At 72.8% G+C, this 13284-nt stretch carries 15 protein-coding genes; 12 read left to right on the top strand and 3 right to left on the bottom strand.

What is annotated here, in order from left to right:
- Positions 1-24 precede the first annotated feature (24 nt).
- Genes WCD41_RS01440 through WCD41_RS01420 form a run of 5 tightly spaced genes read left to right on the top strand, consistent with a single transcriptional unit; the run spans position 25 to position 3294 of the window.
- Positions 25-654, top strand: coding sequence for a TetR/AcrR family transcriptional regulator (locus tag WCD41_RS01440; RefSeq protein WP_337711591.1), 630 nt, complete (start codon positions 25-27; stop codon positions 652-654).
- Between the two features lie 47 nt (positions 655-701).
- On the top strand, positions 702-1955 hold the full coding sequence (locus tag WCD41_RS01435) for an aromatic ring-hydroxylating oxygenase subunit alpha (RefSeq protein ID WP_337711590.1): 1254 nt from the start codon (positions 702-704) through the stop codon (positions 1953-1955).
- Entirely contained in the window at positions 1952-2437 is a 486-nt protein-coding gene (locus WCD41_RS01430) for an aromatic-ring-hydroxylating dioxygenase subunit beta (protein ID WP_337711589.1), read from the top strand. Before WCD41_RS01435 ends, WCD41_RS01430 begins: the two co-directional genes overlap by 4 nt.
- Positions 2437-2685 carry a hypothetical protein gene (locus tag WCD41_RS01425; RefSeq protein WP_337711588.1) on the top strand — a complete coding sequence of 83 codons (249 nt, stop codon included), beginning with the start codon at positions 2437-2439 and terminating at the stop codon, positions 2683-2685. Before WCD41_RS01430 ends, WCD41_RS01425 begins: the two co-directional genes overlap by 1 nt.
- A 9-nt stretch (positions 2686-2694) precedes the next feature.
- A complete protein-coding gene (locus tag WCD41_RS01420; RefSeq protein WP_337711587.1) occupies positions 2695-3294 on the top strand; it encodes a TetR/AcrR family transcriptional regulator in 600 nt (199 codons plus the stop codon).
- Here WCD41_RS01420 and WCD41_RS01415 read toward each other — a convergent pair.
- A complete protein-coding gene (locus WCD41_RS01415) occupies positions 3281-4090 on the bottom strand; it encodes an enoyl-CoA hydratase/isomerase family protein (protein ID WP_337711586.1) in 810 nt (269 codons plus the stop codon). The genes WCD41_RS01420 and WCD41_RS01415 overlap by 14 nt on opposite strands.
- A 52-nt stretch (positions 4091-4142) precedes the next feature.
- Between WCD41_RS01415 and WCD41_RS01410 the strand changes: the two genes are divergently transcribed.
- Genes WCD41_RS01410 through WCD41_RS01395 form a run of 4 tightly spaced genes read left to right on the top strand, consistent with a single transcriptional unit; the run spans position 4143 to position 7672 of the window.
- Entirely contained in the window at positions 4143-4937 is a 795-nt protein-coding gene (locus tag WCD41_RS01410; protein WP_337711585.1) for an SDR family NAD(P)-dependent oxidoreductase, read from the top strand.
- A 55-nt stretch (positions 4938-4992) separates the two neighbouring features.
- Positions 4993-6183, top strand: coding sequence for an acyl-CoA dehydrogenase family protein (locus tag WCD41_RS01405; RefSeq protein WP_337711584.1), 1191 nt, complete (start codon positions 4993-4995; stop codon positions 6181-6183).
- 20 nt (positions 6184-6203) lie between these two features.
- Complete coding sequence (locus WCD41_RS01400) at positions 6204-6824, top strand: TetR-type transcription factor C-terminal domain-containing protein (RefSeq protein ID WP_337711583.1); 621 nt, start codon at positions 6204-6206, stop codon at positions 6822-6824.
- Between the two features lie 50 nt (positions 6825-6874).
- Positions 6875-7672 carry a class I SAM-dependent methyltransferase gene (locus WCD41_RS01395; protein WP_337711582.1) on the top strand — a complete coding sequence of 266 codons (798 nt, stop codon included), beginning with the start codon at positions 6875-6877 and terminating at the stop codon, positions 7670-7672.
- A gap of 3 nt (positions 7673-7675) precedes the next feature.
- Here WCD41_RS01395 and WCD41_RS01390 read toward each other — a convergent pair whose 3' ends face one another.
- Positions 7676-8245, bottom strand: a complete 570-nt coding sequence (locus WCD41_RS01390) for a cytochrome P450 (protein ID WP_373695059.1) — start codon at positions 8243-8245, stop codon at positions 7676-7678.
- 38 nt (positions 8246-8283) lie between these two features.
- Between WCD41_RS01390 and WCD41_RS01385 the strand changes: the two genes are divergently transcribed.
- From WCD41_RS01385 to WCD41_RS01375, 3 genes are all read left to right on the top strand, one after another.
- Entirely contained in the window at positions 8284-8679 is a 396-nt protein-coding gene (locus WCD41_RS01385) for a hypothetical protein (RefSeq protein ID WP_337711581.1), read from the top strand.
- Between the two features lie 134 nt (positions 8680-8813).
- A complete protein-coding gene (locus tag WCD41_RS01380) occupies positions 8814-9425 on the top strand; it encodes a DUF3159 domain-containing protein (protein ID WP_337711580.1) in 612 nt (203 codons plus the stop codon).
- A gap of 11 nt (positions 9426-9436) precedes the next feature.
- Positions 9437-10864, top strand: a complete 1428-nt coding sequence (locus tag WCD41_RS01375) for a carotenoid oxygenase family protein (protein ID WP_337711579.1) — start codon at positions 9437-9439, stop codon at positions 10862-10864.
- Between the two features lie 61 nt (positions 10865-10925).
- On the opposite strand, the gene katG is transcribed toward WCD41_RS01375, so the two are convergent.
- Positions 10926-13118 (bottom strand): catalase/peroxidase HPI, encoded by a 2193-nt coding sequence (gene katG / locus WCD41_RS01370; RefSeq protein ID WP_337712315.1) that lies wholly within the window; start codon positions 13116-13118, stop codon positions 10926-10928.
- Positions 13119-13284 lie beyond the last annotated feature (166 nt).

Below are 13284 nucleotides of genomic sequence, written 5' to 3'. Positions count from 1 at the left end.
AGGACAAGAAGTACGGTGCCGCCCGTGGCCTCGGTGACGCGTCGGGCGCACGGCTCGCGCGGCCGGCGACGCCAGGAGAACCTCGCGAAGCTCCTCGACGCCCTCGAGGCCCTGCTCGCCGAGGGTGAGTCGTTCACCGAGGTCAGCGTCGAGCGCCTCGCCGCCCGCGCCGGGGTCTCGCGCTCAACGTTCTACGTGCACTTCGCCGACAAGGGCCGGTTGCTCTCCGAGCTCACCGCCGACGTCGTCGACCAGCTGCTCGAGGCCGGCCGGGGCTGGTGGGGTCACGACCCGCCGGCCACGCGCCCGGAGCTGCGGTCACGCGCCGCGACGATCGTCGCCACCTACCGCCCGCGGGCGGAGCTCATGCGGGCGGTGATCGACTCGTCGAGCCACGACCCCGCCGTCCGCGAGGTCTTCCGCGAGCTCACGGGACGCTACGTCGCCGAGATCACCGCCCACATCGTCGCCGGGCAGGCCGCGGGCACCGTGCGCCGGGACGTCCCGCCCGGGCCGACCGCACAGATGCTGACGTCGATGGCCGAGCGCGGGTTCGACCGCATGTTGCGCGGCGCCGACGACGCGGCCGCCGACGACGCCGTCGAGGCGTTCACCGCGATCGTCTGGAACACCCTCTACCGCGACGCGCCCTGAACCTGGACACTGTGTCCAGACATGGTGTCCTAGGTGAGAGGGAAGCCATGACCACCACGGAAGCCGGCCTCCGCTCGCTGGTCCTCCCCGACCGCGTCCACGGCTCGGTCTACACCGACCCGGCGATCTACGCCCGCGAGCTCGAACGCATCTGGTACACGACGTGGGTCTACGTCGGGCACGCGAGCGAGGTGCCGGAACCCAACGACTACGTGCGCAAGACGATCGGCCCGCAGCAGGTCGTCATGACGCGCGACAAGGCCGGCGACATCCACGTCCTGCACAACCGCTGCAGCCACCGCGGGAACCTGGTCTGCGACGCCGAGCGGGGCAACGCCGGCTCGTTCCGCTGCCCGTACCACGGGTGGACGTTCGCGAACACGGGCGACCTGCTGGGCTTCCCGTTCAACCAGGGCTACGGCGGGTCGCGCGCCCGCGCGGAGCTCCCGGGGCTCGGCGTCGTCCCGCGCGTCGAGAGCTACCGCGGCTTCGTGTTCGCGAGCCTGGCCGCCGAGGGCCCGACGCTGCGCGAGCACCTGGGCGCGGCCGCCGAGCGCCTCGACCGCCTGTGCCGGGTCTCCCCGGAGGGCGAGGTGGAGCTGACGGCGGGCTGGGTGCGCCACGAGGTCACCGCGAACTGGAAGATGCTCGTCGAGAACGAGACCGACGGCTACCACCCGCAGTTCGTCCACTCCTCGATCTTCTCGATCTCGGGCAGCGGCATCGGCGCGCTCTACAGCGACAAGTCGACGGCCGTCACGCGCGCCCTCGGCGGCGGGCACACCGAGAACGACCTGAGCCCCGAGTTCCGCCGCCTCGGCGTGCCGATGGGCTGGGCCGGCACGCCCGAGGCGAAGATCCCCGGCTACGTCGCGTCCATGCGCGACGCGTACGGCACGGACACCGCCGACGAGATCATGATCAACGGCTCACCGCACGTCATGATCTTCCCGAACCTCTTCGTCGCCGAGATCCAGCTCTTCGCGATCCAGCCCCTCGCCGTCGACCGCACCGTCCAGCACGTCACCGCGATCCAGTTCAAGGGCGCGCCCGACCTCAACCGCCGCCTCGTCACGCAGTGCGTCGGCTCGGTCGGGCCCGCCGGGATGCTGCTGGCCGACGACGCCGAGATGTACGAGCGCAACCAGCGCGGCGTCGCCCAGCTCCAGCCGGAGTGGCTCGACCTGACCCGCGGCCTGCACCGCGAGCGCCTCGACGACGAGGGCTACACGGTCGGCACCGCGACCGACGAGACGTCGATGCGGGCGATGTGGCGGCACTACCTGGAGCTCATGACATGACGGTCGAGCTCCGCGAGGCCGAGCAGTTCCTCTACCGCGAGGCACGTCTCGCCGACGCGTTCGCGCTCGAGGAGTGGGAGGCGCTCTGGACCGACGACGCCGTCTACCACGTGCCCGTGGACCCGGACGCCGATCCCCGCACCCACATGTCGATCGTCTTCGACAACCGCGGCCGCATCGCGACACGCATCAAGCAGCTGCAGACCGGGCGGCGGCACTCGCAGCGCCCGCCGTCGCGGCTGTGCCGGTCGGTGACGAACGTCGAAGTGCTCGGCGTGGAGGGCGACGACACCGTCGTCACCTCGGTCGTCCAGATCCTCGAGTCGCGCGACCGCGGGCGGACGTGGTGGGTGGGGCGGGTCACCCACCACCTGCGACGGGTCCCTGCGGAGAACGGCGGAGCTGATCTGCGGATGGCCGCGAAGACCGTCGTGCTGGTCGACTCCGACCGGTCGTTGCCGACGATGTCGTTCCTCATCTGATGGACGTCGTCGCCAACGAGTTCGCGACGGTGGCGGTGTCCGTCGACGACCGCGGCAACAGCACGCGCCTGCGTCTCGAGGACCTGCGCACCGGGACCGTGCGCTACCTCGACGCACTCGAGCTCGAGTCGATCGTCTGGGCGCCGGAGGACTGGATGCGCGCGCTGCTCGACCCGTCGCAGCACCGCTGGCGCGACGCCGACCGGGGCCCCGCGCAGGAGACGATCCGGGAGTCGCGGGACCCCTAGGATCACGCCGTGCCCCGGGAGCGGAAGTCCGCCCGCACCCGCGAGCGCATCCTCGCCGCGGCCGCGCAGGTGCTCTCCCGCAAGGGCTGGGCGGGCACGCGGCTCGTCGACGTCGCCGAGGTCGCCGCGGTGCAGGCGCCGGCGGTCTACTACTACTGGTCCTCGCGTGAGGAGCTGCTCGCCGAGGTCGTCACCGTCGGGCAGCAGGCGACCCTCGAGCACGTCGTCGCGTCCCTCGCGGCGATGCCCGCCGACGCGTCGGCGCTCGACCGCATCGACCGGGCGATCGCCGCGCACCTCGAGGTCGTGCTGCGCCGCTCCGAGTTCTCGCTCGCGGCCATCCGCAACGCCGCGCAGCTGCCCGCCGACATCCGCGAGCGTCAGCTGGTGGGCCAGCACGCGTACGCCGACGTGTGGCGCGGGCTCGTCGAGGACGCCGTCGCCGCCGGGGAGCTGACCGCCGACGTCGACGCCCGAGCCGCACGCATGCTCGTGCTCGGCGCGCTGAACTGGGCGCCCGAGTGGTGGAACCCGGAGCGCGGGCCGGTCGAGGACGTCGTCGCGACCACCCAGCACGTGGTGCGCCGGGGCCTGTCTACTCCCCGGTGAAGCGCGGCGCCCGCCGCTCGATCACCGCGTCCAGCCCCTCGCGCGCGTCGGCGGTACCGGAGAGCTCGGAGACGGTGCGCGCCTCCTCGGGCAGCTGGGCCTCGACGCGCGCGCCGAGCCCGGACCACAGCAGCCGCTTGGTCGCGGCCAGGGCCTGCGGGGCGCCGGCGGCGAGGCGCTCGACGAGCTCCTCGGTGCGTGCGGCCAGCTCGTCGTCGGGGACGACGGCGGTGAGGACCCCGGCCTCGAGCGCCTCGGCGGCGGACAGCACGGGGTTGGTCAGCGCGATCTCCATGGCCTTGCGCAGCCCCACGAGCGCCGGGAGCGTCACGGTCGCGCCGGCGTCGGGCGCCATGCCCACGCGTGTCGCGCCACCGAGGAAGCGCGCCGACTCGGCGGCGACGACGAGGTCCGCCGCGCACACGAGCCCGAACCCGCCGCCGCCCGCCGCGAACCCGTGCACCGACGCGACCACGGGCGCGGGCAGCGCGAGCAGCGCCTGCACCACCATCTGCAGCCGCGAGGTGGCCTCGCGCAGGTAGTCGGGCAGGCCGGTCCCCTTGCTCGCGAACGTCTTCACGTCCCCGCCCGCGCAGAAGTGCCTCCCCTCGCCGGTGATCACGAGGACGCGCAGGCCGGGGCGCGCGTGGCAGGCCATCACAGCGTCGTGGAAGGCGCGCAGCAGCGGCACGTCGAGCCCGTTCGAGGCCTCCGGGCGGTTGAGCCGCAGGCGCGCGACGCCGCGGTCGTCGACGTCGAGCAGCACCGGACCGGACCCCACGACCTGCTCGCCCACCGGTACCCTCCTCGCAGTTTCTAATGCGGATTAACCGTACACGGGAGAGTCCATGGACCTCGCGCTCGCCGACGCCCGCGTGATCGTCACCGGCGGCGCGTCGAACATCGGACGTGGCATCGTGCACGGCTTCGCGCGCGAGGGCGCCCGCGTGCTGCTCGCCGACCGCGACGGCGCGCAGGCGGCGCGGGTGCGCGAGGAGGGCCTCGCCCTCGGGGCGGCCGCGGTCGAGGTGCTCGAGATCGACCTGACCACGGACGGCGCGGGCGGGCGGGTGGTCGGCGCCGCGGTGGACCGCTTCGGCGGGCTCGACGCGCTGGTCAACAACGCCGGCTGGAGCGTGCCGGGGTTCCTCACCGAGCAGACCGACCGGGCGCTGTGGCAGCGCACGATCGAGACCAACCTCTACACGGCGATCGACTGCACCCAGGCCGCGCTCGGACCGATGAGCGAGGCCGGCACGGGGTCGATCGTGTTCATCTCCAGCGACGCCGCCTTCGGCGCGATCCGTCAGGGCGTCTACGGCACGACGAAGGCCGGGCTGATCGCGCTCGCCCGCACGACCGCCCGCGAGCAGGGCCGCCACGGCGTCCGGTCGAACGTCGTGTGCCCCGGGCTCGTGCTGCCCACCGACGGCGGCGTCGGGACGGGGAGCCTGTGGGCCGGCGGGCGGGACGCGGTGTTCGACGATGCGCAGGTCGCGTCCGTGGTGAAGCAGCAGCCGCTGCGCCGGCTGACCACCCCCGCCGACGTCGCCGACGCCGTCGTCTGGCTGTCCTCGCCACGGGCCGCGCGCCAGGTGACCGGCCAGGTCGTCGCCGTCGGCGGGGGTTCGTCGATGCCGTAGACAGGGGCGGGGCACTTTTTTTATTCTCGATGAGAAACCAAGCCCGGGAGTGCGCGTGAACCAGTCCTCGATCGTCCCCGAGACCGACGAGCGCGCGGCGCTGCGCGAGGCCGTCACGGGCCTGGTCGGTCGCTACGGGCACGACTACTTCGTCGCGCGGGCCCGCGCCCACGAGGAGCCGACCGCCCTGTGGAAGGAGCTCGGCGCGAACGGCTTCCTGGGCGTGCACCTGCCCGAGCGGTACGGCGGGGGCGGCGGCACGCTCGGCGACTTCTCGGTCGTGGTCGAGGCGGCGTCGGCGGCGGGCTGCCCACTGCTCATGACCGTCATCTCCCCCGCCATCTGCGGCACGATCCTCGCCCGCCACGCGTCGGACGAGATGAACCGCCGCTGGCTCACGGGCATCGCCGACGGCTCGACGAAGATGGCGTTCGCGATCACCGAGCCGGACGCCGGGTCGAACTCCCACGAGATCACGACAACGGCACACCGCGACGATTCAACACAGCACGCCGATAGGGGCTGGCGGCTGAGCGGCACCAAGTACTGGACGTCCGGTGTCGACGAGGCCGACGCGATCCTCGTCGTGGCGCGCAGCGGCACGGCCGCCACCGGGGGGAAGCGGCGGCCGCTCTCCCTGTTCGTCGTCCCCACCGACGCCCCCGGGCTCTCCTACCAGCCCATCGACGCCGCGCTCGTGCAGCCCGAGCAGCAGTTCACGGTGTGGTTCGACGACGTGCTCCTCGGCCCCGAGGCGTTGATCGGCGACGACGGCAACGGCCTGCGCCAGGTGTTCTCCGGGCTCAACCCCGAGCGGATCACCGCGGCGTCGATCAGCAACGGCATCTCGCTCTACGCGCTGGAGAAGGCCGCGACGTACGCGAACCAGCGCGCGGTGTGGAAGGGCGTGCCGATCGGCGCGCACCAGGGCGTCGCCCACCCGCTCGCCGAGGCCTACATCGGCGTCGCGCAGGCACGGCTGATGGCGGCGCGCGCGGCGGAGCTCTTCGACGCCGGCGCGGACGCGGCCGAGGCGTCGAACATCGCCAAGTTCGCGGCCGCCGACGCGTCGCTGCGCGCGCTCGACCAGGCCATGCAGACCCACGGCGGCAACGGGTTGTCCCTCGAGTACGGGCTCGCCGACCTGTGGTTCCTCGCGCGCATGCTCAAGACCGCGCCGGTGAGCCGCGAGATGGTGCTGAACTTCGTCGCGCAGCACAGCCTCGGCCTGCCGTCGTCGTACTAGACGACTCCTAAGCTGACCCGATGACCGGGACCGCGCGGGACACGAAGTCCGCGCGGACCCGCCGTCGTGTCGTCGACGCCGCCGCGCACGTGCTGCTGCGCCGCGGCTACGCCGGCACGCGTCTGTCCGACGTCGCCGAGGTCGCCCAGGTCCAGGCGCCGGCGATCTACTACTACTTCTCCTCGCGCGACGAGCTGATCGACGAGGCCGTCGCGGTCGGACTCGACCGTGCGCGGACGCTCGTCACCGACGCCCTCGCCGAGGCCCCCGCGGACGCCCCGGCGATCGACCGGCTCGCGATCGCCGTCGCCGCGCACCTGCGCACGCTGCTCACGCACTCCGACCACGCGGCCGCCGCCGTGCGCACCGTGCCGCAGCTGCCCGAGGCGATGCGCGAGCGGCACCGGCAGGCGCAGCGCGACTACGTCGCGGTGTGGCGGCGACTCGTGGCCGAGGTCCGCGACGACGGCGACCTCGACCCCGCGCTGGACCCGGGCACCGCACTGATGGTGGTGCTCGGCGCCCTCAACTGGACCGCCGAGTGGTGGGACCCGGCGCGCGGCTCGCTCGAGGGCGTCATCGACGCCGCGCAGCGCCTGGTCCGCGACGGCCTCGCCGCCGGGGGCACCGGAGCGCGATAGCGGCCGTCCGGCTCTTGCCACGCGCCGCCGGGGCGAGGACAACGTCGAGGATGGACGTGGAGAGTGCCCGCTGGGTCGGGTCGATGCCCGAGGTCTACGACCGGTGTCTCGTCACGCCGGTCTTCGAGCCGTTCGCGCGGGAGCTCGCGCGGCGTGCCGCGCGCGGGTCACCGCGCCGCGTGCTGGAGCTCGCCGCCGGCACGGGTGCGGTCACGCGTGAGCTCGTGCGGCGGTGCCCGGACGCCGAGATCACCGCGACCGACCTCAACCCGGCGATGGTGGAGCACTCGGCACCCCACGTCGCCGGGGCGACCTGGCGGGTCGCCGACGCGGCGCACCTGCCCTTCCCGGATGCGTCCTTCGACCGCGTCGTGTGCGGCTTCGGCGTCATGTTCCTGCCGGACCGGCCGGCGGCCTACGCGGAGGTCGCGCGCGTCCTCGTCCCGGGCGGGCGCTTCCACTTCACGACGTGGGACGCGCTCCCGACCCACGGCTTCGCGCACCCGCTCGGGCTCGCCCTGGAACGCGTCTTCGGCGACGACGCGCCGACGTTCGTCACGGCGATCCCGCACGGCTACCACGACACGAAGCAGGTCACCGCCGATGTCCACGCGGGCGGGCTCGAGGTGGTCGGGCTCGCGACGATGACGGTCGAGGGCCGGGCCGACGACGCGCGGCAGATCGCCGTCGGGTTCTGCACCGGGTCGCCGCTGCGCGCCGAGCTCGTGCGCCGCGGCGACCTCGACGCGACGGTCGAGCAGGTCGCGACGACGATGACCGAGCTGCTCGGCCCGGGCCCGGTCCGGGCGACGATGACCGCGCACCTCATCGAGGCCGAGCGGCCGTAGCGGTCAGGACCAGGCGACCGGCAGCGCGTGCACGCCGTAGACGATCATGTCGGTGCGCAGCGGGACCTCGGCCGCCGGCACCCTGAGGCGCAGGCCCGGCAGGCGGCGCAGCAGCTCGGTGAACCCGACGCGCATCTCGACGCGCGCGAGCTGCTGGCCGAGGCACTGGTGCACGCCGTGCCCGAACGCCAGGTGCGGGCTGCGCTCCCGCGCGACGTCGAGCCGTTCCGGCGCCGCCCAGTGCGCCGGATCGCGGTTGGGCTCGGGGAGCGCGAGCAGCACGGTCTCGCCGGCCGCGATGCGGGTGTCGCCGACGACCACGTCCTCGGTGGCCACGCGCGAGAGCCCGAGGTGCAGGATCGACAGGTAGCGCAGCAGCTCCTCGACCGCGGTGTCGATCAGCGCCGGGTCGTCGCGCAGCGCCGCGAGCTGGTCGGGGTGCTCGAGCAGCGCGAACGTCCCGAGGGCGAGCATGGTGGCCGTCGTCTCGTGGCCCGCGGTGATTGAGAAAGTCAGCCGACGCGGCGACGCGCCGAACTGGGTCTCGCCCCGAGGCGCCGTACCAGCAATCATGGGACGGCGACACGCCGTACCTGCGGGAGGGAGGGATCGTGCACGCCGACCTGCTGGCCCAACGCGTGGTGGAGCTGATCGAGAGCGCCGCGTTCCCCCACCTCGACCCCGCGTCGGTGATCGGCATGATCGCGCTGCTGCTCGCCGGCGCGGGCCTCGTGACGGTCCGGGACTACGCGCTGGGTGGGGGCGACCGGCTCCCGCTGCTCGTCGCCGAGCCGTTCCCGCGGGTCGAGGCGTCGATCGGGATCGTGCTCGCGACGCCCGCCGACACCCTGACGTCCCGGCTCGCCCGCTACGCCCAGCACCCCGCGGTCGACGGCCTCGTCGTCGTCGGCGCGGCCGCGAGCACCGTGCCCCTGCAGCGGGCGGTCGGCGGCGTGCCGCTGCGCATGGCGGTCGCGGCACCCCGCACCGTCGGCCCCACCTCCTGAGGTCGTCACTCGTTCGGTCCAACGCACCGGCGAGATCGTTACCCGAGGCGATGTCTTCCGGGCGACAAGAGCCTTGTCTCGCGCGTCTGCCGCTCCGATGATGACGGAGAGTCACACTTCCGGCAGGAGGCATCGTGCAGAAGGCCGCCATCTTCCTCGGGTTCGTGCCCTGGATCGTCTTCTCGGTCGTCGCGGGACCGAGCACGTGGATGTGGGCGGCGCTGGCCGCCTTCCTGTGCTCACTGGTGCTGGCGCTGCCGGACTGGCGCCGTAGCCGGTCGATCAGCATCCTCGACGCCGCGGCGCTGCTGTTCTTCGCCGTGCTCGTGGTGCTCGCGCTCGTGCTCGACCGCGCGACGCTGCAGCCGATCGAGGACCGCGCGCAGCTGATCTCGAGCATCGTCATCGCGATCGTCGCCCTCGGCTCGCTGGCCGCCGGCCGCCCGTTCACCGAGTTCTACGCGAAGAAGCAGGCGCCGCCGGAGGTCTGGAACACCCCGACCTTCACGAAGGTCAACCGCGTGCTCACCGGCCTGTGGGGCGGCGTGTTCGTCCTCAACGCGCTGTGCGACGTGGCGGTCGCCTACCTCGGCGCGAACACCGACGTCTTCAACTGGGTCGTGCCGATCGTGGCGATCGTCGTCGCCGTCAAGATCACCGGCTGGTACCCGGAGCACGCGGCGCAGCAGGCCCGTGCCGGGCGCGGTGCTCACGAAGCGCACGCCAACCCCGCCCAGCCGGCCTGAGGGAGCGTCCCGTGACCGCCACCCTGCCCGGCGCACCCCCGCCCGTCGACGCCGCGGGCAACCCGCACCTCTCCGGGGTGTTCGAGCCGGTGATCGACGAGATCGACGCCGGTGACCTCGAGGTCACCGGCGAGCTGCCGCCCGAGATGGACGGCATGTACGTCCGCAACGGCCCGAACCCGCGCTTCACCCCGCTCGGTTCCTACATCTACCCCCTCGAGGGCGACGGGATGGTGCACGGGCTCCGGGTCGCCGACGGCGGGGCCCGCTACGCGAACCGCTTCGTGCACACCCCGATGCTCGACGCGGAGATCGCCGCTGGCCAGGCGCTGTGGGGCGGGATGATGACCGGCTACACGCCGGACGCCGATGCGGTCGGCCCGAGCCTCGCGCACGTCGCCAAGGACCTCCCCGACATCAACGTCGTCCGCCACGGCGGGAGGCTCCTCGCCCTCGCGGAGGCGGCGCTGCCGTACGCGCTGACCCCGGAGCTCGCGACCATCGGCAAGGAGACGTTCGGCGGCACGATGCCCGCCGGGATGTGCGCCCACCCGAAGGTCGATCCGCGCACCGGCGAGATGATCATGTTCTGTTACGGGCTCGAGGCGCCGTACCTGACGTGGGCGGTGCTCGGCCCCGACGGCAGCACGCGCCGGCTCCCGACGCCGCTCCCGGACGTCGACCAGCCGGTGATGATCCACGACATGGCGATCACCGAGCGCTTCGTCGTGCTCGTGCTCGGGCCGCTGTACTTCGACATGGCCGCGGCGATGCGCGGCGGGTCGCTGCTCGCGTGGCGTCCCGAGGACGGCACCCGGATCGCGCTGATCCCGCGCGACGGCAGCCCGGTGCGGTGGGCGCACACCGAGGCGTTCTGGAGCTGGCACAGCGCGAACGCCTACGACGGTGACGACGGACGGGTCGTCCTGGACCTCGTCGCGTGGGCGTACCCGGGCGGTCTCACGCGGACCTCCGACCCCAACGTCGGCGGTATCTCGCGGGCGGAGATCGACCCGACGACGGGGACGATCTCGCGCCGGTTCCTCACCGACCCGCACGGCATGGAGTTCCCGCGCGTCGACGACCGCCGGATCGGCCGGCCGCACGGCGTCGTCGCGCTCGGGGCGAAGACGGGGCGCGTCGCGCTGCCGGCGGGCAACTTCGACGCGGTGCTCTGGCTCGACCCCGCGACGGAGCAGAGCGTCACCTGGGACGCCGGCGACCTCTCGGTGGGCGAGCCGTGCTTCGTGCCGAAGCCCGGGGTCGAGGACACCGCCGCGGGCTGGTGGGTCACCTTCGCGACCGACCGCACCGACCGCTCGAGCTGGTTCGTCGTGGTCGCCGCGGCCGATCCCGGCGCCGGGCCGATCGCCAGGGTGCGCATCCCGGTCCGCGTCCCGCTGGGGCTGCACGGCGCCTGGCTGCCGACCGAGGAGTAGCGCGCGCGGACAGCAGAACGCCCCGGCCGCGGTGTGCGGCCGGGGCGTTCTGCTCAGGTGATCAGTTCAGGTCGTAGCGGTCCAGCTGCATGACCTTGTCGAACGCCTTGGCGAAGTCGCGGACGAACTTCTCGGCGCCGTCCGAGGAGGCGTACACCTCGGCGATGGCGCGCAGCTCGGAGTTCGAGCCGAACACGAGGTCGTTGCGCGTCCCCGTCCAGCGGACCTCGCCGTCGGTGCCGCGGGCCTCGTAGATGCCGTCCTCCTCGGCCACCTTGGCCCACTGGGTGTTCCCGTCGAGCAGGTTGACGAAGAAGTCGTTCGTCAGCTGCCCGGGACGCTCGGTGAGCACGCCGTGCGTCGACCCGGCGGTGTTGGCGCCGAGCACGCGCAGGCCGCCCACGAGCACGGTCAGCTCCGGCGCCGAGAGGTTGAGCAGGTTCGCGCGGTCGACCAGCAGGTACTCGGCGGGGAGCTGGTGGCCCTTGCCGAGGTAGTTGCGGAAGCCGTCGGCCTTCGGCTCGAGGTGGGTGAACGAGTCGACGTCGGTCCACTCGAGCGAGGCGTCGGTGCGGCCCGGCGTGAACGGCACGGTCACGTCGTGGCCGGCGTCCTTCGCCGCCTTCTCCACCGCGGCGACCCCGCCGAGGACGATGAGGTCGGCCAGCGAGACCTTCGTGCCCGAGGCGTTGAACGCCTTCTGGACGTCCTCGAGGGTGGACAGCGTCCGGCGCAGCTCCTGCGGGTCGTTGACCTCCCAGTCGATCTGCGGGTCGAGGCGCACGCGGGCGCCGTTGGCGCCGCCGCGCTTGTCGCCGATGCGGAACGTCGACGCCGACGCCCACGCGGCCTTGACCAGCGCCGAGACGCTCGCGCCCGAGTCGAGGATCTGCTTCTTCAGGTCGGCGATCTCGGCGGAGCCGACGACCGGGCCCTCGTGCGCGGGCACCGGGTCCTGCCAGATCAGCGTCTCCTGCGGCACCCAGGGGCCGAGGTAGCGCTGGATCGGGCCCATGTCGCGGTGGGTCAGCTTGTACCAGGCGCGGGCGAACGCGTCGGCGAACTCGTCGGGGTTCTGGTGGAACCGCTGCGAGATCTCCTTGTAGACCGGGTCGACCTTCAGGGAGACGTCGGTGACGAGCATCGTCGGCTGGCGGGTGAGCTCACCGGTCTCCGGGTCCGGCACGGTGTTCGCGCCGCCGTTGTCGACCGGGCGGTACTGCCACGCACCGGCCGGCGACTTGTGGAGCTCCCACTCGTAGCCGAAGAGGTTGTCGAAGTAGCCGTTGCTCCACTGCACGGGCGTCGAGGTCCAGGTGACCTCGAGGCCGGAGGTGATGGTGTCGCGGCCCTTGCCCTTGCCGAACTTCTGGTGCCAGCCGAGGCCCTGCTCCTCGATGGAGGCGCCCTCCGGCTCCGGACCGACGTACTGGTCGGGGTCGGCGGCACCGTGGGTCTTGCCGAAGGTGTGGCCACCGGCGATGAGGGCGACGGTCTCCTCGTCGTTCATCGCCATCCGGCCGAAGGTCTCGCGGATGTCGCGGGCGGCGGCCAGCGGGTCGGGGTTGCCGTCCGGGCCCTCCGGGTTGACGTAGATCAGACCCATCTGCGAGGCACCGAGCGGCTGCTCGAGCTGGCGGTCGCCGGTGTAGCGCTGGTCGCCGCCGAGCCAGTAGTTCTCCGGGCCCCAGTAGGTCTCGTTGTCGGGCTCCCACACGTCGGGACGCCCGCCGGCGAAGCCGTAGGTGGCGAAGCCCATCGTCTCGAGGGACCGGTTGCCCGCCAGGATCAGCAGGTCGGCCCAGGAGATCTTGTTGCCCCACTTCTGCTTGACGGGCCAGAGCAGGCGGCGGGCCTTGTCCAGGTTGCCGTTGTCCGGCCAGCTGTTCAGCGGGGCGAAGCGCTGCAGGCCCATGCCCGCGCCGCCGCGGCCGTCGGCCAGGCGGTAGGTGCCGGCCGAGTGCCACGCGAGACGGATCATGAAGCCGCCGTAGTGGCCGAAGTCGGCGGGCCACCAGTCCTGCGAGGTGGTGAGGACGTGGTCGACGTCGGCGGCGAGCGCGTCCAGGTCGACGGTCTTGAACGCCGCGGCGTAGTCGAAGTCGTCGTCCATGGGGTTGGAGACGGCGGTGTGCGTGCGCAGGACGCGCAGGTTGAGCTGGTTCGGCCACCAGTCGACGTTGCCGCCACCCTCGGTCGGGTGCGCGAGACGACCCGCGTGGACCGGGCAGCCACCGGCGTCCTCGGTGTTCATCTCGGTCTCGCGGGTCACGTGTTCTGACACGAGGAAGTCCTCCGGGTCACTGAGCTGTCAATGCGGTGGAGCCGGGCGCGCGACCCGGCGGTGACACGGGTCGCAGTGTCGCCCCTTTTCTGGAACAGATCAAGAATCGGGGGTGGGTGAGCAACATCTGCGCGTC

The organism is Actinomycetospora aeridis, assembly GCF_037400275.1.
GTDB lineage: Bacteria > Actinomycetota > Actinomycetes > Mycobacteriales > Pseudonocardiaceae > Actinomycetospora > Actinomycetospora aeridis.
The sequence above is the reverse complement of the archived record's forward strand: the minus strand, read 5'-3'. Positions and strand labels throughout refer to the sequence as shown.

Bases quoted from the DNA above. Each gene is read 5' to 3' on its own strand.
- WCD41_RS01435 (WP_337711590.1), top strand. From the start codon at position 702: ATGACCACCACGGAAGCCGGCCTCCGCTCGCTGGTCCTCCCCGACCGC.
- WCD41_RS01430 (WP_337711589.1), top strand. From the start codon at position 1,952: ATGACGGTCGAGCTCCGCGAGGCCGAGCAGTTCCTCTACCGCGAGGCA.
- WCD41_RS01425 (WP_337711588.1), top strand. From the start codon at position 2,437: ATGGACGTCGTCGCCAACGAGTTCGCGACGGTGGCGGTGTCCGTCGAC.
- WCD41_RS01410 (WP_337711585.1), top strand. From the start codon at position 4,143: ATGGACCTCGCGCTCGCCGACGCCCGCGTGATCGTCACCGGCGGCGCG.
- WCD41_RS01400 (WP_337711583.1), top strand. From the start codon at position 6,204: ATGACCGGGACCGCGCGGGACACGAAGTCCGCGCGGACCCGCCGTCGT.
- WCD41_RS01395 (WP_337711582.1), top strand. From the start codon at position 6,875: ATGGACGTGGAGAGTGCCCGCTGGGTCGGGTCGATGCCCGAGGTCTAC.
- WCD41_RS01390 (WP_373695059.1), bottom strand. From the start codon at position 8,245: ATGATTGCTGGTACGGCGCCTCGGGGCGAGACCCAGTTCGGCGCGTCG.
- katG (WP_337712315.1), bottom strand. From the start codon at position 13,118: ATGAACACCGAGGACGCCGGTGGCTGCCCGGTCCACGCGGGTCGTCTC.